We start from the raw sequence: 25,818 nt of genomic DNA on the forward strand, positions 1-25,818 counted from the left end.
CTCAGATAGGATATATTACCTATACCCGATATCGACATGCCGGGCAATAATCCCGGCGGTCACCCTGTTGCCCGCTGGCACGCTCCCGTTTGCCATCCGCCATCGTCAGGTGTTTCTCGCCGCGCCACGCGCTGAACAGGACCCATGCCGCTTTATAAAGACCCTGAAGGCCATCTCTACTGGCGTGATCGCATCGCCGCGACGCTTGCCCCGGTGGCGCCGACCGAACAGCAGGCCGCGCACGGCATCTGGCCCAAGATCGCCCGTATCCGTCCGGATCGCACGGGGTGGCTGCAACAAGGCAGCCTGGGCCTGATCGCGGCTTCACTGGCGCTGGCCGCCCTGTCGATCCCGGTGGCGTCGCATGACTGGCCGCTGTCCCTGGGGCTGGCCGTCCTGGGCTTCCTGGTGGCGGCGTTTGCGAAAATCTTCTTCATCGAGACGCTGTGTTCGCAGCGCGTGCGGTTCGACCGGTCGCTGACCCTGGCACCGGCCCAGCCCTGGGCGTCGGGCTTGCTGAGGCTGGCCCTGGTTCTGTCGCTGGCCGGGCCGGTATATGTGCTGACCTGGGAAAAGGGGCTGGACGGGATGGGCGGCCCATCGGTGCTGTCCGCCCTGGTCTGGGTCTGGCTGGTCTGGCGGCAGGTACGGCGCTGGGGACGGATGCGCAGGGCCGTGGCATCAACCGTAGGTCAGGGCTCGGCTGACGCCTCGACCTGACCGACGGCTTGGCGCAGCCACTCCACCAGCGCCCTGAGCGGCCCCGGCACATGCCGGCGGCTGCTGTAATAAAGGTAAGGTCCGGAGAACCGCAGCGACCAGTCCGGCAGCGCCTCCACCAACTCCCCCGCCGCGATGTGCGGGGCCACCAGTTCCGCGAACGTATAGATCCAGCCCAGCCCGTCCAGCGCGGCACCGGTCAGCACATGGCTGTTGGAGGCGACCAGGGGGCCGGACGGGTTCAGCTTCACGCCCTGCCCGTCGCGCTCGAACTCCCAGGGCAAGAGCGCGCCGCCGGGGAAGGACTGGCGCAGGCAGGGGCGCGACAGCAGGTCGGTGGGATGAAGCGGCAGCCCATGCTGCGCAATATGGGTCGGGGACGCGGCCAGAACATAGCGCTGCACGCGCGGCCCCATCGGCACCGCCACCACATCCTGGGCCAGCGCCTCCTCATACCGCACACCGGCATCGAAGCCGGCGGCGAAGACATCGACGAAGGCGTTCTCCTCCTCCACCTCCACCCGCACGCCGGGATGCGCCGCCATGAACGGGCCGAGAATGCCGGGCAGCACCACCCGCGCCACGATGCCTGGCACGTTCAGGCGCAGGGTGCCGAACGCCGTACCGCGATATTGGTCCAGGCCATCCAGCGCCTGGGTCACCGCCGCCATGGCCGGGGTCAGGCTGTCCACCAGCCGTTGGCCTGCCTCCGTCGGTGTCACACTGCGCGTTGTGCGGTGCAGCAAACGCATGCCGGTGGCTTCTTCCAGATCGCGCACGGCCTGGGACAGGGTGGAGGCGGAAACACCGCGTTCACGCGCCGCGCGGCGGAAGCTGCGGTGCCTTGCCACGCACAGGAAGGCGTCCAGGTCGGCCAGGGAATGTGATTTCATTGTACGGATTTCCGAACAGGTCATTCAGATATGCACGGATTATCGCATAATCCAGGTTCTGGCAGAATGGCGCCATTGCAATCTTCTGCCGGAGCCGCACCATGCTGAACCGCCGCAATCCCTGGGCCCATGGGCCCGCCACCGCCCCGCTGGCCCTTGGCTGCATGGGCATGTCCGACATGTATGGCCCGTCCGACCGGGCCGAGAGCATCGCCACCCTCCATTCAGCATTGGATGCCGGCATCAACCTGCTGGATACAGGCGATTTCTATGGCATGGGCCATAATGAGATGCTGATTGCCGAGGCGTTGAAGGAACGCCGTCGCGAGGATGTGGTGATCTCCGTCAAGTTCGGTGCGCTGCGCGGACCGGATGGCGCCTTCCTGGGCTATGACGCCCGGCCCAAAGCCATCCGCAATTTCGTATCCTACAGCCTGAAGCGGCTGGGCACCGACCATATCGACATCTACCGCCCGTCGCGCCTGGACCCCGACGTGCCGATCGAGGACACGATCGGCGCCATCGCCGATCTGGTGAAGGAAGGCTATGTCCGCCATATCGGCCTGTCGGAAATGGGGGCGGACACCATCCGCCGCGCCGCATCCGTGCATCCGATCAGCGACCTGCAGATCGAATATTCGCTGATCAGCCGGGGCATCGAAGACGCGATCCTGCCCACCTGCCGCGCGTTGGGCATCGGCATCACCGCCTATGGCGTGCTGTCACGCGGCCTGATCAGCGGGCATTGGACCAAGGACCGGAGCAGCGCCGGTTTCCGCGCCATGAGCCCGCGCTTCCAGGGTGACAATCTGGACCACAATCTGGCCCTGGTGGAGACCCTGCGCGGCGTGGCCGACCGGATCGGCGCCAGCGTGGCCCAGGTGGCCATCGCCTGGGTCGCGTCGCGCGGGCCAGACATCGTGCCGCTGATCGGCGCGCGGCGCCGCGACCGGCTTGCCGAAAGCTTAGGCGCGGCGGGTCTGGTGCTGTCGGCGGACGAACTGGCCGCCATCGAGGCCGCGATGCCCGCCGGTGCGGCGGCCGGCGACCGCTATCCGGCGGCGCAGATGCACCATCTGGATAGTGAGCGCTGAGGAAAGTCAGCTTTCCTTCTGATCGCCTTCCCGGCGAAGGCCGGGACCCAGGGGCCGCCGGATCAAGCCTTTACGCAGCGTCGATCAAAGCTGCCGACAGGTCGGGCGCGTGGCCCCTGGGTCCCGGCCTTCGCCGGGAAGGCGGTTAACAGCATCCAAGCCATTATTATGGCTGGGCTTCTTCTTATGGCACCGCCACCATCCGCATGAACATGTCCACCATGGTCCGCACATGCCGCTCCCGCTCCGCCGGGTCCAGCGGGGGGCGCAGGCCGGTGGCGATGCGGAAGAATTGTTCGCCATGCACCATCATGCAGAAGGACTCCGCCCCGGCCATGGCATCGGGGCAATGAACCGCGCCACGTTCATGCAGCCCCGCCAGATAGTTGCGCAAGGCCGCCAGCAGGATGTCCGGGCCGCAGCGGAAATAGATCTCCGCCAGGCCGGGGAACTTCACCCCCTCCCCCATCACCATGCGCCACAGGCCCTGGGCTTCGGGGTCCATCAGCAGGTCCAGCAGGGCACGCGCGATGCGGGTCAGCGTCTCGCGCGGGCATTGCGCCGAGAGATCGGGGGCCGACAAGGGCTCCATGATTTCCCCGCAACGCTGGGTCATCATGGCCTCGAACAACCCCTCCTTGCTGCCGAAAAGTTGGTAAAGTGTGGACAGCGAGCCGCCCGACCGCGCCACGATGGCGGAAAGGCTGGCCCGCTCGAACCCGTGTTCGAAGAAAATGGCGGCGGCGGCATCGATCATGGCCTGGCGCCGGGCAGCCATGCGGGGGGAATGGTCGGCGCTGTCGGCGGCTTGTTCGGTTGTCATGGCACCGATCTTGGCATTTCCGGTTCGCGTCCCGCAACGATCGGGAAAGCGGGCGTGATCACCGTCACTGGCGAAGTGTAATGTAGGTTACATTATCCTACCCATCATCATAGGGTTTTTCGGGGGATCGTGACATGGCGGGGGTTCGGGGCGCCGGCGGCGTGCGGCGGGGGGCGGTTCTGGCCGTGCTTTTGCCATTGGTGCTGGCCGGCTGCGGCGGCAAGGAGGCGGAGACCGCGCAGGTCCGGCCTGTACGCGTGGCGCCGGTCAGCTTCAAGGACAGCCATGCCGACCGCGGCTTCACCGGCACCATCGTGCCCCGGACGGAGGTGCAGGCCGGCTTCCGCGTCGGCGGGCGCATCGCCGCCCGGATGGTGGAGGTGGGCGACCGGGTGAAGCCCGGCCAGGTGCTGGCACGGCTCGACCCGACCGATCTGGCCCTGTCGCTGCAAGCCGCCGAGGCGCGGCTGGCCCAGGCCGAAGCGCAGTATCGCCAGGGGGCCGCCGACCTGAAACGCTATACCCCGCTGCTGGCCAGCGGCACGGTGTCCCAGGCGCAGTATGACCGGGTGCGGGCCACCGCCGATGCCGCGTCCGCCCAGCGGCGAGAGGCGCAGTCCGCGCTGGAGATCGCACGCAACCAGCGCGCCTATGGGTCGCTGACCCTGGACCAGGGTGGGGTCATCACCGCCGTCCTGGCCGATGCCGGGCAGATGGTGGGCGACGGTCAGACCGTGCTGCGCATGGCCACCGACCTGGGCAAGGAGGTGGCCATCGACGTGGCGGAAGCCGACCTGGCCCGCCTGTCGGTGGGCGGCCCGGCCCAGGTCTCGCTGTGGGCCGACCGCGACCTGACGCTTTCCGGCACGATCCGGGAGATCACGCCGGTGGCCGATGCGGCCAGCCGCACCTTCCGCCTGCGCATCTCCCTGCCTGCCGATGCGCCCGACATCGTGCGTCTGGGCATGACGGCCAATGTCCGCTTCCCCGATGCCGGTGCGCCGTCGCTGGCGCTGCTGCCCTCATCGGCGCTGTTCCAGCAGGGCAACAAGCCCGCAGTCTGGGTCCTGGCCCCATCGCGTGACCGGGTGCAGCTTCGCCCGGTGGAGGTCGCCTCCTACCGCCCCGACGGGGTGGCGGTGAAGGCGGGCGTCAAGGAAGGCGAGCTGGTGGTCACCGCCGGCGCCCACCGGCTTGACGCCAACCTGCCCGTGCGCGTCTGGGATGGGGGCCTGCCGTGAGCGGATTGAACCTTTCCGCCTGGGCCATCCGGCATCAGGCGCTTGTGCTGTTCATGATCGTCATGTCGCTGGCCGTGGGCGCCTATGCCTTCGTGACGCTGGGCCGCGCGGAAGACCCGCAATTCGCCATCCGCACCATGGTGGTCACGGCCCAGTGGCCGGGGGCAACCGCGCGCGAGGTGCAGGAACAGGTCACCGACCGGATCGAACAGACCCTGCAGCAGGTGCCGAACTATCACTTCACCCGGTCCTATGCGCGGCCGGGGGAGACGGTGATCTTCATCAACCTGCATGATTATACCCGCTCCGACACCCTGCCCGACATCTGGTATCAGGTGCGCAAGCGGGTGGGCGACATGGCCAACACCCTGCCCGCCGGCGTGATCGGGCCGCAATTCAATGACGAGTTCGGCGACACGTTCGGCATCATTTATGCCTTCACCGGCGACGGGTTCAGCCAGACGGAAATGCGTCAGGTGCTGCTGGCCGCGCGTCAGCGCCTGCTGACGCTGCCGTCCATCGGCAAGGTCGATCTGCTGGGCGTGCAGGAGGAGAAGATCTATGTCGAGTTCGACACCGGTCGCCTCGCCTCCCTGGGCATCACGGTTCAGCAGATCGGCCAGGCGCTGGCCGCGCAGAATGCCGTCAGCCCCACCGGCACCATCGATACCGGCACCGACCGCATCCGCGTGCGGGTGACCGGCGCCTTGAAGACCGAGGATCAGGTCCGCAACGTGCCGATCCAGGCCGGCGGCCGCTTGCTGCGCCTGGGCGACATCGCCACGGTCCAGCGCACCGCACAGGACCCGGCGGAAACGCTGATGCGCCATAATGGCCAGCCGGTCACCGGCTTGGCCATCGCCATGGCCGCCGGCGGCGACATCCTGAAGCTTGGCGACGCCGTGAAGGCGGAGATGGCTTTGGTTCAGGCGGCATTGCCGCAAGGCATCGACATCTCCCTAGTCGCCGACCAGCCCACGGTGGTCCGCGAAAGCATCAATGAATTCGCCTCGGCCCTGGCCGAAGCCCTGGCCATCGTGCTGGTGGTCACCTTCCTGAGCCTGGGCCTGCGCACCGGCATCGTCGTAGCCCTGTCGGTACCGCTGGTGCTGGCCGTCACCTTCGCGGTGATGAAGGCGGCGGGCATTGATCTGCACAAGATCTCCATCGGCGCCCTGATCATCGCCTTGGGCCTGCTGGTGGATGATGCCATCATCGCGGTGGAGATGATGATGGTGAAGCTGGAACAGGGTTGGGACCGGGCCAAGGCCGCGGCCTTTGCCTGGACCTCCACAGCGTTTCCCATGCTGTCAGGCACGCTGGTCACCGCCGCGGGTTTCGTGCCCGTGGGCTTCGCCCATTCGGCGGCGGGCGAATATACCGGTGCCATCTTCTGGGTGGTGGCCACGGCCCTGCTGGTCTCCTGGCTGGTGGCGGTGATCTTCACCCCCTATCTGGGCTTCAAGATGCTGCCGCAGGCCCATGAGCCGGGCCCGGCGGAGGACCACAACGCCGCCTATGACAAGCCGCTTTATCGCCGCCTGCGCGCCAGCCTGGTCTGGACCGTGCGGCACCGCTTCATCGTCATTGCGGCAACGGTGGGGGCCTTCGTCCTGTCCATCGTCGGCTTCGGCTTCGTGCAGCAGCAATTCTTCCCCAATTCCGCGCGCCTGGAGCTGGTGGTGGATCTGGAACTGCCCGAAGGCACTTCCATCAACGTCACCGCCGCCCGCGTGCATGAGCTGGAAGCGGTGTTCGCCAAGGATGCCAGCCTGGAAAGCTACAGCGCCTTCATCGGCAGCGGCGCTCCGCGCTTCTATCTGCCGCTGAACCAGGAGCTGAAGCGGCCCAATTTCGCGCAGTTCATTATCGTCACCAAGTCGCTGGAACGCACCATCGAGCTGGCCAAAAGCCTGCCGGGCGAACTGGAAACCCGCTTCCCCGATGTGCGCACCCGTGTGGCCCGGCTGGAGAATGGCCCGCCCGTGGGCTATCCGGTGCAGTTCCGCATCATGGGCCGCGATCCGGAATTGCTGCGCAGCATTGCCGGTGAACTGCGCGACCTGATGCGCACCAATCCGCATACCACCGACGTCAATCTGGACTGGACGGAGAAGGTCAAATCCGTGCGGCTGGTGGTGGACCAGGACCGCGCCCGCGCCCTGGGCGTCACCAGCCAGGACCTGGCCCAGTCGCTGCAGACGGTGATGACCGGCTATACCGCCACGCAGTACCGCGAGGGGATCGAGCTGATCGACGTCGTCCTGCGGGCCGGACAGGATGAGCGGGTGGCATCCGACCGCCTGGCCGAGCTGCGCCTGCGCGGACCCAACGGCCCGGTGCCGCTGTCGCAGGTGGCGCGGCTGGAATATGGGCTGGAGGATGGCATCCTCTGGACCCGGTCACGCGACCTGACCCTGACCGTGCGCGCCGATCTGAAGGGCAATGTCCAGGCCCCGACGGTGATGGCGGAGATCGAAGGGGTGCTGGGCCCCCTGCGCGCCAAGCTGCCCACCGGATACCGGATCGAGGTGGGCGGGGCCGTGGAGGAAAGTGCCAAGGGTCAGGCATCCATCATGGCGGTGGTGCCGGTGATGATCGTCCTGATGCTGACGGTGCTGATGGTGCAGCTGCAAAGCTTCCAGCGGGTGGTACTGGTGTTCCTGACCGCACCCTTGGGCCTGATCGGGGTGACCATCGCCCTGCTGCTGTTCAACCAGCCCTTCGGCTTCGTGGCGCAGCTGGGCGTCATCGCCCTGGCCGGGATGATCATGCGCAATTCGGTGATCCTGGTCGATCAGATCGAACAGGACATCGCCGCCGGCCATGGCCGTTTCGACGCCGTGGTCGACGCCACGGTCCGCCGCGCCCGGCCCATCGCGCTGACCGCCGCTGCCGCCGTGCTGGCCATGATCCCGCTGTCGCGCAGCAATTTCTGGGGTCCCATGGCCATCGCCATCATGGGCGGCCTGATCGTGGCCACGGCGCTGACCATCTACTCCCTGCCCGCCATGTATGCCGCCTGGTTCCGCGTCAAGGCCGACGAGACCGGCCCGACGGCGCCGGGCGGATGGGGTGCGGCGGAGTAGGCTCCGACCCTGCTTGTTCATCGCCTTCCCGGCGACGGCCGGGAAGGCGATGAATGTCGGGGTGGCGTTCAGCCCCGCTATCTCGTCATAACTCGATATATCTGATATGCATCGAATCCCTATCGACTTTGCCGGTGCTCGCGCTCATATCAGATATATCGAGTTACGATCTGATAGGGAGACACGACATGCGCGGTTTCTTTGGACGCGGTGGCGGGTTCGGCCGGGGCGGGGGCTTCGGCGGCGAGGATGAGGACGATATGCGCGACTTCGGGCGCGGTGGGCATCATGGCGGCGGGCGTGGCCGGCACGGGCGCGGCTTCGGCCATGGCGGGCTGCGGCTGGTGCTGCTGAAACTGATCCAGCACAAGCCCAGCCATGGCTATGAGTTGATCAAGGAGATCGAGGAACGGTCGCAGGGCCGTTACGTCCCCTCCCCCGGCGTGGTCTATCCGGCGCTGAGCTGGCTGGAGGATGGCGGCTTCATCACCATCGAGGCGGGGGAGGATGGCCGCAAGCTGGCCCGCATCACGCCGGCAGGCGGAAAATTCCTGGAGGAACAGGCCGGCGAGGTGGACCGCCTGGCCGCCATGATGCAGGGCGGCGCCGAGGAGGGGCATGGCGGCATCCATGAATATGCCGCCCTGTTCCGCGCCATGCACAATCTGAAGGGGGCCTTGCGCACGCGCGGCCTGCGCCCGCTGTCCAAGCCAGAGGTGGAGACCATCGTCGACTGGATCGACGAACTGGCCCGCAAGATCGAAAGGCAATAAGCATGCCCGATACCATCATTCCGGCCCGCGAGCCGCGCCGCGTCCGCTTCGACGCGCGCCGCCGCGACCTGACCGTCACCGCCACCAGCCTGCTGTCCCCGCATATGAAGCGCATCGCGCTGTCGGGCGATATGGAGGGGTTCCAGTCCCTGGGCTTCGACGATCATCTCAAGCTGTTCTTCCCCGATCCGCAAACCGGCCAGATCGCCTTGCCGGGCGGGGAGGCCAAGCCCATCGGCCGCGACTATACGCCCCGCTTCTTCGACGTGGCGGCCGGTACCCTGGTCCTGGATTTCGCCCTGCACGGGATCGATGAGGGCACTGCCGGCCCCGCCACGCGCTGGGCGCATGACGCCCGGCCGGGCGACCGGCTGGTGCTGGGGGGGCCGCGCGGGTCGGCTGTCTGGCCGATGGATTTCGCCCTGCATCTGCTGATCGGCGACGATACGGCCCTGCCCGCCATCGCCCGCCGGCTGGCGGAACTGCCGGAAGGGGTGCGCGCCATCGTGCTGGCCGCCGTGGACAGTCCCGACGACCGGCTGTCCTTCACCACCAGGGCCGATGCCAGTATCCATTGGGTGTTCCGCGACCCGGCCCATGGCGGGCACGATCTGGCGGCGGCCGTGGCCGGCCTATGCCTGACGGAACGTGACGTCTTCGCCTGGGTGGCCACGGAGGCGGCCCAGGCCCGCCTGATCCGCGAGGACCTGGTGGGGCGCAAGGGGCTGAACCCCAGCCATCTGAAGGCCGCCGGCTATTGGCACAAGGGCGAAGCCGGGGCGCATAGCACGATCGGGTAGACAGGCAACGGCCCGGCGGCCATCAGGACCGCCGGGCCGCCGCCCCTACCGCTTGCGCCGTACCAGTCGCCAGGCCATACGGCCCAGATAGATCGCGATACAGCCATAGACCACGATTTTGGACACCGGATCGACCCAGCTTTCCACCCGGTCGTAATGGTTCTCCAACAGATAGCCCGCCGCCGTCAGAAACCCGGTCCAGACCAGCGATCCGGCGGTGGTCAGCGCCAGGAACAATGGCATCGGCATGCGGGCCATGCCGGCCGGCACGGAGATCAGAGTGCGGATGGCCGGCACGATGCGGCCGATCAGCACGGCCTTGTGCCCATGCTTGCTGAACCAGCCGAAGGCCATCTCCACGTCCGGCGGGTCCATGGTCATGATGAAGCCGAACCGGTCCGACAGGGCGATCAGCCGGTCATGGCCGAAGAAACGGCCAAGATAATACCAGGGCAGCGCCCCCAGCACCGACCCGGCGGTGCCGACCAGCACCACCAGGATTGGGTCCATCTTCCCCTGCGCGGCCAGGAACCCGCCCAGCGGCATGATCAATTCCGACGGGATGGGCGGGAACAGATTTTCAAGGAACATCAGGAACAGCAGGCCCCAATAGCCCATCTGATCCACCAGATTCAAAAGATTGTCGAACATCTGTCTTTCCAGTCGGCGCCCTGCTTCCCGTCCCTGTAGCGCATCGCCGCATCCGCCGCCATGGCAAAGGTGTTTTGGCACCTTCTACCCGTTCGACAGAGCTTCACGCATGAATCACCCCATGACCTAAGCCGGATGGTCTATTCCTTAGGGGCAAATTTCGGCTATCATAAGGGCGTGGGTAAGGTATTCTTGCGTGATCCCCGCTCAATGGCGCCGACCTGATAGGGTCTGGCGGCCAGTTGGCAGCGGTAACCGGTTTCGCCACCGTTCCGGATGGAAACGGCGGCGCGTCGTTCAGGAGAGTGGCTATGGTGTTGTCCAGGCGTGTGGCGGAGCCCCCCAAGGCCGGGGAATGGTTGGAAGAACTGAAGATGCCGCGGCGCCGGTTGCTGGTGCATGCCGTGCATCAGCATACCGCCCGTCCCACGCATGTGGAGTTCCTGGTCGAAGGCCGCAACAGCGACCGGTTGTCGCTGGCGCTGGAAGTGGTGCTGGACGCCACCCGCTTCCGTCGCCTGGGGCCCAGCCAGCACGCCGCCTGACGCCTGTCCCCGGCCATCCCCGGAATGATGGACGCCGCCAGGCCCTCCGGGGCCGGGGCGGCGTTTTGATGATGGGCGGCTCAATTCGGCCGGTTGTGCGCCCGCGTGTCATCCCGCCTGCGTCTGGAACGCCAGCAGCCAGTAGGCGGCACCCCCCGCCGCCATGGCCAGCAGGCTGGGCAGCGCGACAAACAAGCCCAGGCGGCCGCCCCCCACCGATCCGGCCATCACCGTCTTGGACAGGGTATTGACACCCACCGCCAGCAGGATTGCGGCCGTGGGCAGGTGGAAACCCGCACCGGCGACCGGCGCGCCGCCCTGACGGGCCATGGCGATGGTGATGGCATCCACGTCGGCAATGCCCGACACGGCCGCCCCCAGCAGCAGGCCGGCATCACCCACGAACCGGCGCAGCAGCTCCGCCCCGATCAGTACGAAGGCGATGAAGGCCGCCAGCTTCAAGGCCGTGCCCAGTTCCAGCGGGTTGGACAGGGTCAGGCCACCCTGCGTATCATCGGCGCCATCCGCCTCCCCCCCCTTGCCGCCCAGGGGGCCGCCATCCCTGTCGCCCCGCCATACCATCAGGCCGGCGGCGACGCCCAGCACCAGCAGCATGGCGCCCGCCGGCCCGGCCAGGGGCATCAGCAGCGACCGGTTCAGCAGGCTCGCTACCAGCACGACGCGAGCCACCATCACCATGCCGGCGATCAGTACCCCCGCCGCCAGCAGGCCGGTCCCCCCCTCCTGCTGTCTGGCCAGCCGGGACAGCGTCAGGGTGGTGGCCGTGGATGAGGCCAGCCCGCCCGCCGTGGCGGCCACCAGGATGCCGCGCCTTTCCCCGAACAGGCGCACGGCGACATAGCCACCGAAGGAGATGGCGGCGATCAGGATGGCCAGGAACCAGATCTCCGCCGGGTTCAGCACCCCCCACGGGTCCAGCGGCCGGTTGGGCAGGATGGGCAGGGCCAGGAAGCTCATCACCGCCAGGATCAGCACGGCCTGGATCTCCGCCCATTTCAGCTGCTTCAGCCAGCCATGCAGTTGATCGCGCAGCAGCAGCAGCAATGTGGCGGCCACACCGGCGGCCACCGCCACCCGCACCTCCCCCAGCACGGCATAGGCGCCCAGCAGGAAGACCAGCAGGCCGGAAATGACGCCGGTGACGGAATTCTTCCCCTCCTCCCGCGATTCCTTCCAGTGGAAGATCGTGAAGGCGCCGGTGAAACCCAGGAAGGCCATGCCCAGGAAGGGGAGGTTGTCCAGCCCATGGGCCAGCGCGCCAGCCACGCCGCCCAGCAGGCCGGAAATGGCAAAGGTGCGCAGGCCTGCCGCGCGCTGTCCCTCCGCCATCTCACGCTGCTGCCAGCCGCGTTCCAGCCCCACCAGCAAGCCAATGGCCAGGGCCACGCCCAGGCGCATCAAGAGTTCAAGATCGGTCACGTCGCTTCCCCCGCGGAACCGTTGACCGGCCCGCCCAACTGCCATTGAAGCGTATCGGCGTGCATGCCGCCTTGCGCCTTGTCAATTCCCGGTATGCCGGGGTTTCAGGCGAGGGAACGAGGGCAACAGGGTGGTTGTTCCGCCCTTAAGCCCGGGCCAGGGAATGGTTGAACAGTTCCAGCAGCAGCGGGAAGGCCGACAGCCGGTCGACCAGCATCACGCCCAGGGCGCCCCGGTCGTCATGGTCGATATGGCGGATGGTGACGGGCAGCCGGGCCCAGCTGTGCCCGTCGGGGCGCAGCACCGTGACATCCACGCGCTGGCCGATGACGAAACCACCCGCCCCTTCCTCCGTCCGCACGCGCAGGCCCCCGAACGACCAGTCGAGCAGGCGTGCAGGACGGCCAGCCACCATCAAATAGATGGGCTCCGTCGGGTTGCGCGGATGGGTCCGGCGTTCGGCCGGGGTGTCGGACATGGCAATCATGGATACAAATTTATCAAAATGTATCCCAATCCGATACTGCCCGGAGGATATAGAAAGATCATTACCGACCGCGCGCAATGCAAAGCTGCCATTTGCTTTCGCATTCCCTCAAGGACAGAGGGCAGCGGCCGCCACCGTGGCCCTGAAACGAAAAAGGGCAGCCCGCAGGCCGCCCTTTCCCAACACGTTGATCCGGCGTGAAACCAGGATCAGAAGTCGTACTTCACGCCCAGCTGAATCTTCCAGACCGACTCACGGTTTCTGATCGACTCAGTCACGTCGCGGCCGACGGCCGAGAAGACGTACTTGCCGTCGCTCCCGATCGTGGCGGTCGGGCCAGCGATGGACTGAAAGAACGCCACGCTCTGCTGACGACCCCAGTTCTTGTTGAGCAGGTTCGTCAGGTTCAGGATATCCAACGTGACCGTTGCCTTGTGGCCTTCGATCGGCGCCGGGATTTCCTGGGCCAGCTTGGCATCGACCGAATAGGTCCAGGAGCTTTCCAGCGCACCGCGCGGAATGATGCCGCCACGGTACTTGTCCAGGCCGTTGCGGGCGATATAGGCGTCCATCACGTCGGCCTTGACCGTGCTGGCCGTCCAGTTGACCAGCGGGTCGCTGGCACCGTTCGGCACATACATGGCCTGACGCGAACGGTTGCTGCGGCAGGCCGGATCGCCGAACGGATTAGCCGTGGACGAGCAGGTGAAGCTGAACGTATAGGGCTTGCCCGAATTGGCCTGGCCGAACAGGCTGAGCGACGACTTGAACCCGTCGAAATATTCGATGCTGTAGCTGGTGTTCAACGTGACGCGATGCTTCGTCTCGTAAGACGAGGTGCCCAGCAGATCCGTGTTCGGATCGGTGGTCACGAACTGCTCGTAGTTGGAGCTGGCCACCGAGCTGGTGCCCTGGCTGGCATCATCGCTGTCCTGATAGGCATAGCCCGTGCCGAAATCGATATCGCCATACTCGGTCTCCCAATATTTGGAAGCGTACAGCGTCAGGATCAGGCTCTTGCCCTTGTCGGTGTTGGTCAGCAGCAGGTCGGAACCATTGCCGCGCGTATCGCCGGCCTGGATGTTCTGGGTGTAGATCGGGCGGCCATCGGGGGCCGTGCCGGTCTTCACCAGACGCAGGTCGCGATAGAAGTTGGCGTCCTTCACGCGGGTATAGATCGCCTCGCCGGTGAACAGCCAGTTATCGCCCAGGCCCGGAATATCCAGTGTCTGATCGACGGCCAAGCTGAACTTCCAGGAGGACGGCATCTTGTAGTTCGGGTCGAGCGCATTGACGAAGCCCTCGCCGACGGTGGTCAGGCGGGTGGTCGCCGAACTCGGCACCTGACCGGTGACGCCGTTCAGCAGCAGGGCGTTGGCGGCGCTCAAGGTGCCGGAGCGGGAAATATCCAGCGAACGCTGGGTCACACCGTCATTGCTGTAGCCATTGGACAGCCACACGGCCGCACCGACGCCGGAGAACAGGCCGGCACCACCGCGGACAACCGTGCTTTCCGTGGCGTCATAGGTGAAGCCCAGGCGCGGCAGCCACAGGTCGGCACCATCGATCGTCGCGTTGTTGGAGAAGCCGTAGCGCGTGAGGAAGTTGGCGTTGGCCAACGGCTCATCATCGGTCTTGTACAGCTCATAGCGCAGACCGCCCTGGAGCTGGAAGCCCGGGGTGATGTCCCACGTATCCTGCAGGTAGAACGAGTGGACGGTGTAATCCCACTTGGCCGCCGCATCTTCCGGGTTGCCCGAAACGGCGTTGGCGTACCGGAAGCGCTGGGCCTGGCGGTTCTGGAAGGCCTCGATAGAAGCGAACTCCCAGTAGCCCAGGCTGCGCTGCAGGAACAGGTTGTAATAATCGACGTTTTCGTATTCGTAGCCGCCGGTGATCTTGTGATCGCCCAGCAGGTAGGTGCCCTTCAGCTTGGCGCTGTCGGTCTTCGTGCTCAACACATTGCTGTGCGACGAGATGTCGGGACCGATAACGACCTGGCCGAAGCCGTTATTATTGACGGCCAAGCCGGTCGGGTTGGTGCTGATGCGCATCTCGGCAAAGCCGAGGCCGTTCAGCGGCAGGCGCAGGCTGTCCACTTCCTTGCGGGCTACCTTGACCTCGGTGGAGAAGTCCGACGTCCAGTCGGAGAACAGCTGGAACGAGTAGCTGTCCATGATCTGGGTGTAGTCGTAATAGTTCGACAGCAGCGACAGCGAGCGCGGGGTGGCGCTGGTGCTGGACCCGCCGTCACGGATGTTGTTGCCCTCATTGTGCTGATAGGCGAACGAGGCGCGGTGGTCGTCCGTGATGTTCCAGTCCAGCTTGGCGAGGATCTTCTCATCCTCTTCCGGCAGGCTGCCGTCGGGCAGATCCAGCGTGTCGTAGCCATAGACGCTCTGCGCAATCGCGCGGATCTGGGCGACCTGGGCGGAGGAGACACCGGCGACGGCGTTGGCAAGCCCGCTGTCGGACGTGCCGAACACGACCGGCGCCTGGCTCTTGAACTTCTCGTAGCTCGTGTAGAAGAACACCTTGTCTTCGATCAAGGCGCCGCCCAGCGAACCGCCCCAGGTCTTTTCCTTGTACGGGCTGATCAGGTTGGTGCGGCCGCCCGAGCGGTTGCCCGACAGGCTGTCATCGCCATAATAGTAATAGAAGGAGCCGTGCGGATCATTGGTGCCGGACTTGGTGACGATGTTGATCGTGCCACCCTGGAAGCCGGAATATTCGACGTCATACGGAGCGGTCAGCACCGACAGGCCTTCGATGGCGTCGATCGACAGCGGCGAGCGCTGGGTCGGATAGCCACCGGCGTTCAAGCCGAAATCGTCGTTCTGCTTCACGCCATCGATGGTCAGGCTGTTGAAGCGATTGCTGGAACCGGCGATCTGGATCGAGCTGGAATTGGTGATGTCGATGAAGACCTTGGGATCGTTGCGGATGATGTCCTTCAGGTCACGGCTGATGGACGGCGCGTTGGCGATCTGCTCTTCACCGAAATTCGTGCCGATGCCGACGGTCTTCGCAGCGATGCGCTGACCGGAGACCACGATCTCTTCCATCTGGCTGCCCAGCGCCAGATCCAGGGCGAACGGCTCGCCCAGGGAGATGAAGATGCCTTCCAGCACCTGCGGCTCGGTGCCGGAGGCGGTGATGGTGACGGTGTAGGGGCCGCCGACGCGCAGACCGCCGGCCTGGAAGCGGCCACCCTCGTTCACGGTGGTGACGGAGCGCGTGCCCGACGGCGTATGGACGATCGTGACCTCGGCGCCGGCGGCCGGCGCGCCCGAAGCGGTCGTGATCTGACCCGTCATGGACGAGGTCGTCTGCTGCGCGATGGCCGGAATGGCCCAGGAAGACGCCACGGCCAGCGCCAGCGCGCCCGTGCCGATATTCAAAACGGAAAGCTGACGGCGGAGGATGGCCGCCGCCTTGTTATTTTCGATGGTCATACGAAAGCCCCCAATAAGCCGGACCGGATCGGATTGCGCGGACAACACCAGATGCCCATGACGCTTAGGTAACGAATAAATTACAGTTCCATGACAAGCACCTCCCGAGCTATGCCTGCAGGGGCCTGGGCGGCTATATCTCGGGCAGCGTATCATTAGCGCCACAGTTTTGCGGCGCAGCATGCCGGTTCCGGGGGGCTCCACCCGCGTCCCCTGCATTTTTTAACCGCGTTTGCTGCGACGCACCTGCTGCGTGGCGGCAACAGAGCCCGATGGAGCGTGTCCCGTGATTCGTAGCTTGCGCGCAAGCACCCTGATGGCGGGTGCCCTGTTCCTGGCCCTGGCGGGCAATGTTGCCGCCCAGGAGAAGGTCGAACTGCAAGTCCTGTCGACCACCGACTTGCACATGTATTTGGAAGATTATGATTATTATGCGGATCATACGGATGCGGGCGTCGGCCTGGTTCGGGTGGCGCCGCTGATCCGGGCGGCGCGGGCGGCCAATCCCAACACGCTGCTGGTCGATAATGGCGATCTGATCCAGGGCACGCCGATGGGCGACTGGGTGGTGCGCGAGCGCGGCGTGACCAAGGACAAGCCGGCCCACCCCGCCATGGCCGCCATGAACCTGCTGAAATATGACGCGGCCATCCTGGGCAACCACGAATTCAATTTCGGGCTGGAGGTGCTGCAGAATATCTATGCCAGTGCCCAGTTTCCCGTGCTGTCCGGTAATGTCTTCAAGGTCGATGGGGCCAAGAGCGACCAGCTGATGTTCAAGCCCTACGCCATCCTGGACCGCACGGTCACGGACGCCAATGGGGCCAAGCACAAGATCAAGGTCGGCATCCTGGGCCTGCTGCCGCCACAGATCATGATCTGGGACAAGGACAAGCTGGAAGGTCGTGTCACCACCCGCGACATGGTGGACATGGCCAGGATCCATGTGCCGCAGATGAAGAAGGAAGGGGCCGACGTGGTCATCGCCGTCGCCCATACCGGCCTGACCTTCCTGAACCGCGAGGGCGGGGAGGAAAATGCCGCCAACTATCTGGTGGAAATCCCCGGTGTGGACGCCCTGGTCACCGGGCACAGCCACCGTGTCTTTCCGAGCAAGGAGTATGAGGGCCTGCCCAAGTCCGACCTGAAGCAGGGCACGGTCAACGGCAAGCCCGTGGTCATGGCGGGATATTACGGCTCCCACCTGGGCGTCATCACCCTGTCGCTGGAAACCAAGGGCAAGGGCTGGACCATCACCGGCGGCAAGGGTGAGGTGCGGCCCATACAGGAACGCCAGGACGGCCGCACCGTGGCGACCGATCCCGATGCCGAGGTGGCGACCCTGCTGGCGCCCAGTCATGAGGGCACGCTGGCCTATGTCCGCCGCCCGGTGGGCAGGACCACAGGCCGCATCCATTCCTTCTTCAGCTTCCTGGGCGACAGTGCCGGGGTGGAACTGGTGGCCGAGGCCCAGCGCGCCTATGTGGCCAAGGCGCTGGCCGGCACGGCCGACGCCAGCCTGCCCATCCTGTCGGCCGTGGCGCCGTTCAAGTCCGGCGGCCGTCCGGGGCCGAAATTCTATACCGACATCCCGGCCGGCGAGATCGCCATCCGCAATGTCGCCGACCTCTATGTCTATCCCAACCAGATCGCGGCCGTGAAGCTGACGGGTGCGCAGGTCAAGGACTGGCTGGAAATGGCCTCACGGGCTTTGTCGGTGATCGATCCCAAGAGCAATATCCAGCAGCCGCTGGTGAATACCAAGGTGCCGGCCTATGTCTTCGACATCATGGACGGCATCAATTACACGATCGACCTGACCCAGCCGGAACGGTTCGACCGTGACGGCAAGCTGGCCAATGACCAGGCGCATCGCATCAAGGATGTGATGTTCCAGGGCAAGCCGCTGGACGACAAGCAGACCTTCATCGTCGTCACCAACAATTACCGCGCCAATGGCGGCGGCTCCTATCCGGGCCTGGACGGCACCACCGTCATCTATCAGTCGCCGGACACGGTGCAATCGGCGGTCATCGACTATATCCGCGCCAAGGGTGTGATCGATCCGTCCACCGACCACAGCTTCCGCCTGGCGCCGATGCCGGCCAATGTCAATCTGCTCTATGAAAGCGCGCCGCTGGCCCAGGAACTGATCGCCGAACAGCCGGCGCTGACCTATGAGGGACCGGGCGAGAACGGCTTCGCCCGCTTCCGCGTCGATCCTGTGAAGGTGGGGGGCCCCAAGTGACGGCCCGCCCCCGGCTTTATCTGGCCGGCCCTGACGTGTTCCTGCCCGACCCGCTGGCCGCATCCCAGTCGATGAAGGCCATCTGCGAGGAGCTGGGGCTGGAGGGCATGTTCCCCATGGACAATGCCCTGTCCCCGGCCGTGGGCGAGGGCGGGGCGGCGTTTGCCGCCCGCATCCGCCAGGCCAACCTGGACCTGATCCGGGCTGCCGATGGGGTCATCGCCAACTGCATGCCCTTCCGCGGGCCCTCGGTCGATGATGGTACGGCCTATGAAATGGGGTTTGCGGCGGCCCTGAGCAAACCGGTCTTTCCCTGGTCGGGCGATATCCGCCCGCTGCTGCAACGCACGCAGTCGCGCCAGTATCTGGCCCATGATGGCCGCGTCTGGCGCGATGCCGACCAGATGGAGGTGGAGGAGTTCGGGCTGCCCGTAAACCTGATGCTGGTCGACCCGGCCACCGGCCCCGTGCATCCCAGCTTCACCCAGGCCGCCCGCGCGGCGGCGGCATGGTTCAGGGCGGGGTGAGGGGCGCCTCCCTCAGCGCACGCGGCGGAAGCGTTGCAGGTCGGCCAGGGCGAAGATCGACAGGCTGAGCCGGTGGACGGGGTTGCCGTCAACCGCCAGTTCGACATTCGGCGCCGGCGTTCCGGGCTTGGTATGGACGGCCATGATCTGAAACCGCCGCTTCGGCGGCGTCAGTTCCTCCACCCATTCACCCGGTGAAAAATCAATCACTTCCCGCGCCATGATGGCTCCCATTGCACCGTCTGGGGGACATCATACGCGATTTCCCAACCTTTTGGGAAGGGTGCTGGAAGAGAGGGATAGTCCATTCGGAGTAACCCAACCCGACGCCTATGTCAAAACACGCCTGTGATCCGATTTTAACAAGTTAACTTGGCGAATTTTCAGCAATCGTGCGGGCACGGACCATGCCGATGGAAATCGTCGACATGACGACTTCATCCTTGTGGTTCAGTACCTCCGTCGTCTGGTGGATGGTGCCCATGTCGGGGCGCGAGCGCGAGCGCTTCACTTCCTGGATGCACACCCGCACCCGCAGCCGGTCGCCCGGCCGCACCGGCTTCAACCAGCGCAGCTGGTCCAGGCCGGGGGAGCCCAGCGATGTCTGCGGCGACAGCATATTGTCGACCAGCATGCGCATCATGAAGCCTGCCGTCTGCCAGCCGCTGGCCACCAGCCCGCCGAAATGGGTTTGCTTGCCCGCCTCCTCATCCAGGTGGAAGGGCTGCGGATCGTACTGGCGCGCGAACGCCACCACCTCCTCGGCGGTGACCAGGCGGTCGCCGAATTCGAACACCATGCCAGGGGCGAAATCCTCCAGGTAACGGACGGGCGGGCTCATGCTACTCCTTTCGAATTGGGATGCACGCGATTGGTTATCAATCGCTTTTCCCTTCAATTGCAAGACGTTATCAGAAGACAAAGCCGGTCGGGCATGCCAGTATCGGGGTATGGAAACGGGCTGCCGGCCTGATCCGAATCAATTGCAAACCGAACATTGCGAAGGTCCCCATGCAAGGCGACGCCACCGTCATCCGCCATCTCAACACCATCCTGGTCAACGAGTTGACGGCGATCAACCAGTATTTCCTGCACGCCCGCATGCTGAAGAACTGGGGCTTCCTGCGCCTTGGCAAGAAGGTGTACGAGGAAAGCATCGGGGAGATGAAGCATGCCGACCTGCTGATCGAACGGGTGCTGTTCCTGGAAGGGCTGCCGAACCTGCAGGATCTGCACAAGCTGAGGATCGGTGAGGATGTGCCGGAATGTTTTGCGGGCGACCTGTCCATCGAAACCCGCAACCGCACCGAGCTGCTGGAGGCCATGCAATATTGCGAGACGGTGCGCGATTACCAGTCCAAGGAGATTTTCCGCCGCATCCTGGAGGATACGGAGGAGCATATCGACTGGATCGAGACGCAGCAGGCCCTGATCAAGAGCGTCGGTCTGCAGAACTATCTGCAAGAACAGATGGGCCGCGACGACTGATCCCTTATCCAGGCACCCCGGCCCGCGCCCGAATTGGGACCCTCGGGCCGGGTAACTTGCGATAAGCTCCCTCCCCAGATCAAGCGGGGGGAATTGACGATGGCACGACTGGCACCGACGATCACCCTGGCGGGTCTGGCCGGTGCCGCCATCGACGGGGCCTATGCCTCTTCTCTGGGCATCATCCGAGATATCGGCGTGATGCGCGTCTGGCAGGGTGTGGCGGGCGGCTGGATGGGTCCGGCGGCGCGTGAGGGCGGATGGGCCACCGCCCTGCTGGGCGTCGCCACCCATATCGCGATTGCCCAGGTGATGGCGGCACTTTTCGTACTGGCCCTGGCGCGCCTGGAAACGCTGCGCCGCCACCGCTGGGCGGCGGCCACCGCCTATGGGCTGGTTCTCTACGCGGTCATGTATCTGCTGGTCCTGCCGCTGCGCTGGCCGGAAGTGTTCCCCCGCTGGACCGGCCTCTATTCCCTCACCGACATCGCCGCCCATATCGCCGTCGCCATGGCCATCGCCGCCGTGGCGAAATGGCGGGGCGTGTAGGCGTCTTCGTGGCGCGGGTTAGGATTGTCTGGCCCAGATGGAATCTTCTTTCCCGCCTTCCCGGCGAAGGCTGGGACCCAGGGGCCACAGGATCGAACCTCGAAGCTGCCTTGATCAAAGCAGCCGATAGGTTGAGCGTTTGGCCCCTGGGTCCCGGCCTTCGCCGGGAAGGCGGACTACGCTACGCTAATCCGCTCTACGCTGCCCGGCCCCGCCGTTTCTCCGCCAGCATGTGCGACAGCAGGGCCCGCAGGGCCCCCGGCTTCACCGGTTTGTAAAGGATGCGGCAGCCGGCATGGGCGACGCTGTCCTTGACCGCGTCGGTGCGGTCGGCGGTGATCACGGCGGCCGGCAGGTCCGCACCGTGCCGCGCCCGGATCAGGGCCAGAGCCTCCAGCCCGCTCTTGCCATGGTCCAGGTGATAATCGGTCAGCACCACATCGGGCACCTTTGAACCCAGTGCCGCCAGCGCCTCCTCCCCCGTCGGCCCCCAGATCACCTCGCACGACCAGCCCGACAACAGCGCCATGGTGGCCTGGGCAATGGCGGGTTCATTCTCCACGCACAGCACCAAGGTACCCTCCAGACCCGTCACGCTGGGCCCGGCCACCGGCCGTGCCGGGTCGGCGGCACGGGTCGACAGCGGCACCTCCACCGCAAAGCACGACCCCTTGCCCACTTGCGACCGCAAGCTGACGCGGTGGCCCAGGATGGCCGCAAACCGCTCCACGATGGACAGGCCCAGGCCCAGCCCCTTGTCGCGGTCGCCCTGGGCGTTGCCCAGCTGGCGGAATTCCTGGAAAATCTCCAGCCGTTTTTCCTCCGGAATGCCCGGCCCCGTATCCCACACCTCCACCCGTACCGCACCGGACAGCCGGCGGCAGCCCACCAGGATGCGGCCGCGCGGGGTATAGCGCAGGGCATTGGCCAGCAGGTTCTGCACGATGCGGCGCAGCAGCACGGCATCGGTATCCACCGTCACCGTCGACGGCACCCAGTCCAGGCGCAACCCGTGGCGCTGCGCCACCACCGCCAGCTCATCCGTCAAGGGGCGCAGCACATCGTCGATGCACACGGCCGTGCGGTTGGGCTTGACCACGCCCGTATCCAGCTTGGTGATGTCCAGCAGGTCGCCCAGCAGCTGTTCCACCGACCGGAGCGCCGCATCCGCCTGATTGACCAGCGCGTCGGGCCCCCGGTCCAAGGCGGCGGAGATGAACAGGCGGGCGGCGTGCAGCGGCTGCAACAGGTCGTGGCTGACGGCGGCCAGCAGGCGGGTCTTGGACTGGTTGGCGCGGTCGGCATCCGACTTGGCGACGGCCAGATCGATGGTGCGCTCCGCGATGCCACGCTCCAGCCCTTCATTGGCGGCGCGCAGATCCTCGGCCGCGCGGTGGCGTTCGGTGACATCGGTATAGACGGCCACGAACCCCCCGTCGGGCAGGGGGTTGGAGATGATCTCCAGCACCGACCCGTCGGGCCGCACACGGTGGAAACTGTCGGGCTGGTCGCGGCGCCTGGGGTCCAGGCGGCGGGCGAACAGCGTCTCCACCTCACCGCCCTCTCCGAACTCGCCCTGGCCCTGCAGGTAATTGACCAGCTCGCCCATGGGCGTGCCCACCTTGATCAGCCCGTCTGGCACCTCCAGCATCTCCAGGAAGCGGCGGTTCCACAGGCGCAGGCGGAAATCCTTGTCCACGGCGCAGATGCCCTTGCCGACATTTTCCAGGGTGGAGCGCATCAGCACATGGCTGTCCAGGATGGCGCGTGACGCCTCGTCGATGATCGACCGCGCGTCGGACCGCGACAGGCGGCGGTCGGACAGCAGGCTGGCCACCACCACGCGGGCCGACGCCGACCCGATGGCGCCGGCCAGCAGCCATTCGGTGGCGGCCACCGCCTCCTCATCGATGCGCAGTTTCAGCCCTTCCTCGAAATCCTCCTCGCCGGGCGTGCGGGTGGCGGCCAGTTCGCGGAAAACCGGATCGGCGCGGGTCCTGCCGACATAGCGGGCGGCCAGTTCGTACAGGTCGGCCAAGGTGGCACCGCGCGCCGGCCCCACCCCGTCATGCGCATCATGGCGCATGGAAACGAAACGGCGGGCCTGCTGCTTCTCCAGGTCCGACTGACCGGTGATGCCCGATACCAGGGCGATCATGAACAGGTTCAGCGCCAGGCTGGTCAGCGCGCCATGGGCCAGCGTGTCCAGGTCATGGATGCCGCCCAGCCCGGTGGGCGTCAGCCAGTCCAGCCCGAACAGCCCCTGGTCCATCAGATGCGCCGGGATCAGGCCGGCCACCGCGAAGGACGGGATCAGCACCGTATAGACCCAGGCGCCGAAGCCGGTGATCAGGCCGGTGATCGCCCCGGCCTTGGTCACCCGCCGGAAGAACAGACCCATCAGCAGGGCCGGCGCGAACTGCGCCACGCCCGCGAAACTGACGGTGCCGATGGTGGCCAGCGGAAAGGTGGTGCCGATCAGCAGGTAATAGAGATAGGCCATGCCCAGCAGCGCCACCACGGCCAGCCGCCGCACGGTGAGCAGCATCGGTTTGGGATCATCGTGCCAGCGGCGCATGGCCGGCGGATAGGCCATCAGGATCGGCACGATCAGGTCGTTGCAGACCATGGTGGACAGGGCCACGGCGCCGACGATGATCATGCTGGTCGCCGCCGACAGGCCGCCCAGGAAGGCCAGCACCGCCATCCAGTCCATCCCCAGTTCCATCGGCAGGGTGACCAGGAACGTGTCGGCATTGACGCTGCCATCCGGGTACATCAGCAAGCCCGCCAGCGCCACGGGCAGCACGAAGAGGTTGATGGCGACGAGATAAAGCGGGAACAGCCAGCTGGCAGTGCGGATATCGCCGACATGGGTATTCTCCACCACCGTCACATGGAACTGGCGCGGCAGGCACAGGATGGCCAGCGCTGCCAGCAGGGCGATGGCCCACCAGCTGAAACCCAGATGCGGCGTCAGCAGGTGGGCCAGCCGCGGATCGCCGGCCGCGCGTTCGAAAATGCCGGCCGGCCCGCCCGCCACCGCGAAGATGATCCCCGCCCCCACCAGCATGGCGGCGGCCAGCTTCACAAAGCTTTCGGTGGAAATGGCCATCATCAGGCCGCGATGATGCTCGTTCGCATGGATGTTGCGCACCCCGAACAGGATGGCGAACAGGGCCATGGCGCAGGTGATGATGAAGGTGGTCTCGCCCGGTATATCCATCACCCGGTTGGCAAACGGATCGCCGGCCAACGCCTCCAGGCTGATGGTGATGGCCTTCAATTGCAGGGCGAAATAGGGCAGCACCACCGTGACGGCCATGATGGTGATGATGGCGGCCAGTGCCCGGCTCTTGCCATAGCGGGCGGAGATGAAGTCGGAGATGGAGACGGTGTTCTCCGCCTTGGCCACCCGCACCATCTTGGCCAGGATCGGCCAGCCCAGGCCGAACAGCAGGATCGGCCCGACATAGATCGACAGGAAATCCCAGCCGCTGGACGCCGCCCGCCCGATGGCGCCATAGAAGGTCCAGGACGTGCAATAGACGGCCAGCGACATGGCATAAAGCAGGGGGGCACGGCGCTCCTGCACCTGCGGCTGGCGCGCGGCATGGCGGTCGCCCCACCAGGCGATGGCAAACAGGGTGGCAATATAGCCCAGCGCCAACCCCAGTACCGGCCAGTTCGACATGGATGCCCCTTCGCCTGTTTTTAAGGGCAGTCTACGCCGGTTCGGGGGCCGGCGTCAGGGGGGGCGATGGTCGGGGGGCGGGTGACGTTTGGGCTGCCGGGGCCCCACCAATATCCACCGTCACCCCGGCGAAACTCTTGGGCACCGTCGGTGCCACTCTCTCTACCGTCACCCGGGCGGAGGCCGGGGCCCAGATGATAAGCGCTTCGCTCTACGAAATGGGCCCCGGCCTCCGCCGGGGTGACGGTAGATATTGTGGAGCCCTCACAGCGCAGACTTTCGCAGAGGTCTCGCTTTCCCGCGGATGACGGCAGAGAAGGCGCCCCCTCACCGGTCCTTCACATAGGGCCGGCCACTGGCCTTGGGCGGCACGGCCTTGCCGACAAAGCCGGCCAGCAGCAGGACCGTCAGCAGATAGGGCAGCGCCTCGATCAGCTGCACCGGCACCTCGCCGATGCCGGGTAGGGACACGCCCTGCAACCGTGTCTGCAGGGCATCGGCAAAGGCGAAAGCCAGACAGGCGAACAGGGTCGGCACCGGCTTCCACTTGCCCAGGATCAAGGCGGCCAGGGCCAGGAAGCCCTTGCCGGCCGTCATGTTTGTCTGGAACCCCGCACCCTGCGCGGTGGACAGGTAACTGCCGGCGATGCCGCAGAGCACACCCGCGATCAGCACCGCCTGATAGCGCAGGGCCGTGACCGAGATGCCGGCCGTGTCCACGGCCGCCGGATTCTCCCCCACCGCGCGCAGGCGCAGGCCGAAACGGGTGCGATAGGCGATCCACCAGGTCAGCGGCACGATGGAAAGCGCCAGATAGACCAGGATATTATGGCCGCTGATCAGCTCGTAATAGAGCGGGCCGATCACGGGCACGCCGCGCAAAGCTTCCGCCAGCGGCAGCGTGATCTCCCCGAACCTGGCATCGGCCGGCAGGTTGGGCGTGCGGCCCCCCATCTGGAACCAGGCATTGCCCAGCACCGCCGTCAGGCCCAGGGCCACGATGTTCAGCGCCACGCCGGAGACGACCTGATTGCCCTTATGCGTGATGCAGGCGAAACCGTGCAGCAGGGCCAGGGTCAGCGAGGCCAGGATGCCGGCCCCCAGCCCGACCCAGGCGGAACCGTAAATGGCAGCGGCGGCGGCCGACGCGAAGGCCGCCACCAGCATCTTGCCCTCCAGCCCGATATCCACCACACCGGCGCGTTCGGAATAGAAGCCGGCCAATGCTGCCAGCAGCAGCGGCGTGGCCAGGCGGAATGTGCTGTCCAGCAGCGACAGGAGGCCCAGAAGCGTATCCATGG

21 protein-coding genes are annotated in these 25,818 nt (G+C 65.9%); 11 read left to right on the forward strand and 10 right to left on the reverse strand.

Annotation, left to right across the window (positions count from 1 at the left end):
- The first annotated feature begins 144 nt into the window (after nucleotides 1-144).
- On the forward strand, nucleotides 145-720 hold the full coding sequence (locus tag AC1Q7F_RS19300; protein ID WP_492509830.1) for a hypothetical protein: 576 nt from the start codon (nucleotides 145-147) through the stop codon (nucleotides 718-720).
- On the opposite strand, the gene AC1Q7F_RS19305 is transcribed toward AC1Q7F_RS19300, so the two are convergent.
- A complete protein-coding gene (locus tag AC1Q7F_RS19305; protein WP_492509832.1) occupies nucleotides 693-1,613 on the reverse strand; it encodes a LysR family transcriptional regulator in 921 nt (306 codons plus the stop codon). The two genes, AC1Q7F_RS19300 and AC1Q7F_RS19305, sit on opposite strands and share 28 nt — an antisense overlap.
- A gap of 101 nt (nucleotides 1,614-1,714) precedes the next feature.
- Between AC1Q7F_RS19305 and AC1Q7F_RS19310 the strand changes: the two genes are divergently transcribed.
- The gene (locus AC1Q7F_RS19310; protein ID WP_492509834.1) at nucleotides 1,715-2,707 is read left to right on the forward strand and encodes an aldo/keto reductase; all 993 of its coding nucleotides are present in this window, start codon (nucleotides 1,715-1,717) and stop codon (nucleotides 2,705-2,707) included.
- A 184-nt stretch (nucleotides 2,708-2,891) separates the two neighbouring features.
- On the opposite strand, the gene AC1Q7F_RS19315 is transcribed toward AC1Q7F_RS19310, so the two are convergent.
- Entirely contained in the window at nucleotides 2,892-3,530 is a 639-nt protein-coding gene (locus AC1Q7F_RS19315; RefSeq protein WP_492509836.1) for a TetR/AcrR family transcriptional regulator C-terminal domain-containing protein, read from the reverse strand.
- A gap of 134 nt (nucleotides 3,531-3,664) precedes the next feature.
- Here AC1Q7F_RS19315 and AC1Q7F_RS19320 point away from each other — a divergent pair, with 134 nt between their 5' ends.
- The 4 genes from AC1Q7F_RS19320 (at nucleotide 3,665) to AC1Q7F_RS19335 (ending at nucleotide 9,433) form a co-directional block, all read left to right on the forward strand.
- Entirely contained in the window at nucleotides 3,665-4,771 is a 1,107-nt protein-coding gene (locus AC1Q7F_RS19320) for an efflux RND transporter periplasmic adaptor subunit (RefSeq protein WP_492509838.1), read from the forward strand.
- Nucleotides 4,768-7,860, forward strand: a complete 3,093-nt coding sequence (locus AC1Q7F_RS19325) for an efflux RND transporter permease subunit (protein WP_492509840.1) — start codon at nucleotides 4,768-4,770, stop codon at nucleotides 7,858-7,860. The genes AC1Q7F_RS19320 and AC1Q7F_RS19325 overlap by 4 nt, the downstream gene beginning before the upstream one ends.
- 188 nt (nucleotides 7,861-8,048) lie before the next feature.
- Nucleotides 8,049-8,633, forward strand: a complete 585-nt coding sequence (locus AC1Q7F_RS19330) for a PadR family transcriptional regulator (RefSeq protein ID WP_492509842.1) — start codon at nucleotides 8,049-8,051, stop codon at nucleotides 8,631-8,633.
- A gap of 2 nt (nucleotides 8,634-8,635) precedes the next feature.
- Nucleotides 8,636-9,433, forward strand: a complete 798-nt coding sequence (locus AC1Q7F_RS19335; RefSeq protein WP_492509844.1) for a siderophore-interacting protein — start codon at nucleotides 8,636-8,638, stop codon at nucleotides 9,431-9,433.
- Between the two features lie 45 nt (nucleotides 9,434-9,478).
- Here the strand turns inward: AC1Q7F_RS19335 and AC1Q7F_RS19340 are convergent, their stop codons facing one another.
- Complete coding sequence (locus tag AC1Q7F_RS19340; RefSeq protein WP_492509846.1) at nucleotides 9,479-10,084, reverse strand: DedA family protein; 606 nt, start codon at nucleotides 10,082-10,084, stop codon at nucleotides 9,479-9,481.
- A 311-nt stretch (nucleotides 10,085-10,395) separates the two neighbouring features.
- On the opposite strand from AC1Q7F_RS19340, the gene AC1Q7F_RS19345 reads away from it, so the two are divergent.
- Nucleotides 10,396-10,629: a hypothetical protein gene (locus tag AC1Q7F_RS19345; protein ID WP_492509848.1), complete on the forward strand. Its 234-nt coding sequence runs from the start codon at nucleotides 10,396-10,398 to the stop codon at nucleotides 10,627-10,629.
- Nucleotides 10,630-10,737: 108 nt separating this feature from the next.
- Here the strand turns inward: AC1Q7F_RS19345 and AC1Q7F_RS19350 are convergent, their stop codons facing one another.
- The 3 genes from AC1Q7F_RS19350 to AC1Q7F_RS19360 form a co-directional block, all read right to left on the reverse strand.
- Nucleotides 10,738-12,069 (reverse strand): MgtC/SapB family protein, encoded by a 1,332-nt coding sequence (locus tag AC1Q7F_RS19350; RefSeq protein WP_492509850.1) that lies wholly within the window; start codon nucleotides 12,067-12,069, stop codon nucleotides 10,738-10,740.
- Between the two features lie 145 nt (nucleotides 12,070-12,214).
- Entirely contained in the window at nucleotides 12,215-12,547 is a 333-nt protein-coding gene (locus AC1Q7F_RS19355; protein ID WP_492509852.1) for a PilZ domain-containing protein, read from the reverse strand.
- Nucleotides 12,548-12,765: 218 nt separating this feature from the next.
- A complete protein-coding gene (locus tag AC1Q7F_RS19360; RefSeq protein ID WP_492509854.1) occupies nucleotides 12,766-16,011 on the reverse strand; it encodes a TonB-dependent receptor in 3,246 nt (1,081 codons plus the stop codon).
- 286 nt (nucleotides 16,012-16,297) lie between these two features.
- On the opposite strand from AC1Q7F_RS19360, the gene AC1Q7F_RS19365 reads away from it, so the two are divergent.
- Both AC1Q7F_RS19365 and AC1Q7F_RS19370 read left to right on the forward strand, forming a co-directional pair.
- Entirely contained in the window at nucleotides 16,298-18,259 is a 1,962-nt protein-coding gene (locus AC1Q7F_RS19365; protein ID WP_492509855.1) for a bifunctional 2',3'-cyclic-nucleotide 2'-phosphodiesterase/3'-nucleotidase, read from the forward strand.
- Nucleotides 18,256-18,786 (forward strand): nucleoside 2-deoxyribosyltransferase, encoded by a 531-nt coding sequence (locus tag AC1Q7F_RS19370; protein WP_492509857.1) that lies wholly within the window; start codon nucleotides 18,256-18,258, stop codon nucleotides 18,784-18,786. The genes AC1Q7F_RS19365 and AC1Q7F_RS19370 overlap by 4 nt, the downstream gene beginning before the upstream one ends.
- 12 nt (nucleotides 18,787-18,798) lie before the next feature.
- Here AC1Q7F_RS19370 and AC1Q7F_RS19375 read toward each other — a convergent pair whose 3' ends face one another.
- Both AC1Q7F_RS19375 and AC1Q7F_RS19380 read right to left on the reverse strand, forming a co-directional pair.
- Nucleotides 18,799-19,008, reverse strand: coding sequence for a hypothetical protein (locus AC1Q7F_RS19375; RefSeq protein WP_492509859.1), 210 nt, complete (start codon nucleotides 19,006-19,008; stop codon nucleotides 18,799-18,801).
- A gap of 145 nt (nucleotides 19,009-19,153) precedes the next feature.
- Nucleotides 19,154-19,627, reverse strand: a complete 474-nt coding sequence (locus AC1Q7F_RS19380; protein WP_492509861.1) for a MaoC family dehydratase — start codon at nucleotides 19,625-19,627, stop codon at nucleotides 19,154-19,156.
- A gap of 170 nt (nucleotides 19,628-19,797) precedes the next feature.
- Between AC1Q7F_RS19380 and bfr the strand changes: the two genes are divergently transcribed.
- Both bfr and AC1Q7F_RS19390 read left to right on the forward strand, forming a co-directional pair.
- Nucleotides 19,798-20,274: a bacterioferritin gene (gene bfr, locus AC1Q7F_RS19385; protein ID WP_492509863.1), complete on the forward strand. Its 477-nt coding sequence runs from the start codon at nucleotides 19,798-19,800 to the stop codon at nucleotides 20,272-20,274.
- Between the two features lie 99 nt (nucleotides 20,275-20,373).
- A complete protein-coding gene (locus AC1Q7F_RS19390; protein WP_492509865.1) occupies nucleotides 20,374-20,823 on the forward strand; it encodes a hypothetical protein in 450 nt (149 codons plus the stop codon).
- A 196-nt stretch (nucleotides 20,824-21,019) separates the two neighbouring features.
- Here AC1Q7F_RS19390 and AC1Q7F_RS19395 read toward each other — a convergent pair whose 3' ends face one another.
- Together AC1Q7F_RS19395 and AC1Q7F_RS19400 are read right to left on the reverse strand one after the other, a co-directional pair.
- Complete coding sequence (locus tag AC1Q7F_RS19395) at nucleotides 21,020-24,517, reverse strand: hybrid sensor histidine kinase/response regulator (protein WP_492509867.1); 3,498 nt, start codon at nucleotides 24,515-24,517, stop codon at nucleotides 21,020-21,022.
- 327 nt (nucleotides 24,518-24,844) lie between these two features.
- Entirely contained in the window at nucleotides 24,845-25,816 is a 972-nt protein-coding gene (locus tag AC1Q7F_RS19400; RefSeq protein WP_492509869.1) for an ABC transporter permease, read from the reverse strand.
- Between the last annotated feature and the right edge of the window lie 2 nt (nucleotides 25,817-25,818).

This window comes from Niveispirillum sp. GW835-FHT14G11, from assembly GCF_058793615.1.

Bases quoted from the DNA above. Each gene is read 5' to 3' on its own strand.
- AC1Q7F_RS19355 (WP_492509852.1), bottom strand. From the start codon at position 12,547: ATGTCCGACACCCCGGCCGAACGCCGGACCCATCCGCGCAACCCGACG.
- AC1Q7F_RS19330 (WP_492509842.1), top strand. From the start codon at position 8,049: ATGCGCGGTTTCTTTGGACGCGGTGGCGGGTTCGGCCGGGGCGGGGGC.
- AC1Q7F_RS19390 (WP_492509865.1), top strand. From the start codon at position 20,374: ATGGCACGACTGGCACCGACGATCACCCTGGCGGGTCTGGCCGGTGCC.
- AC1Q7F_RS19375 (WP_492509859.1), bottom strand. From the start codon at position 19,008: ATGGCGCGGGAAGTGATTGATTTTTCACCGGGTGAATGGGTGGAGGAA.
- AC1Q7F_RS19335 (WP_492509844.1), top strand. From the start codon at position 8,636: ATGCCCGATACCATCATTCCGGCCCGCGAGCCGCGCCGCGTCCGCTTC.
- AC1Q7F_RS19320 (WP_492509838.1), top strand. From the start codon at position 3,665: ATGGCGGGGGTTCGGGGCGCCGGCGGCGTGCGGCGGGGGGCGGTTCTG.
- AC1Q7F_RS19380 (WP_492509861.1), bottom strand. From the start codon at position 19,627: ATGAGCCCGCCCGTCCGTTACCTGGAGGATTTCGCCCCTGGCATGGTG.
- AC1Q7F_RS19360 (WP_492509854.1), bottom strand. From the start codon at position 16,011: ATGACCATCGAAAATAACAAGGCGGCGGCCATCCTCCGCCGTCAGCTT.
- AC1Q7F_RS19310 (WP_492509834.1), top strand. From the start codon at position 1,715: ATGCTGAACCGCCGCAATCCCTGGGCCCATGGGCCCGCCACCGCCCCG.
- AC1Q7F_RS19305 (WP_492509832.1), bottom strand. From the start codon at position 1,613: ATGAAATCACATTCCCTGGCCGACCTGGACGCCTTCCTGTGCGTGGCA.
- AC1Q7F_RS19400 (WP_492509869.1), bottom strand. From the start codon at position 25,816: ATGGATACGCTTCTGGGCCTCCTGTCGCTGCTGGACAGCACATTCCGC.
- AC1Q7F_RS19315 (WP_492509836.1), bottom strand. From the start codon at position 3,530: ATGACAACCGAACAAGCCGCCGACAGCGCCGACCATTCCCCCCGCATG.
- AC1Q7F_RS19340 (WP_492509846.1), bottom strand. From the start codon at position 10,084: ATGTTCGACAATCTTTTGAATCTGGTGGATCAGATGGGCTATTGGGGC.
- AC1Q7F_RS19300 (WP_492509830.1), top strand. From the start codon at position 145: ATGCCGCTTTATAAAGACCCTGAAGGCCATCTCTACTGGCGTGATCGC.
- AC1Q7F_RS19395 (WP_492509867.1), bottom strand. From the start codon at position 24,517: ATGTCGAACTGGCCGGTACTGGGGTTGGCGCTGGGCTATATTGCCACC.
- AC1Q7F_RS19345 (WP_492509848.1), top strand. From the start codon at position 10,396: ATGGTGTTGTCCAGGCGTGTGGCGGAGCCCCCCAAGGCCGGGGAATGG.
- bfr (WP_492509863.1), top strand. From the start codon at position 19,798: ATGCAAGGCGACGCCACCGTCATCCGCCATCTCAACACCATCCTGGTC.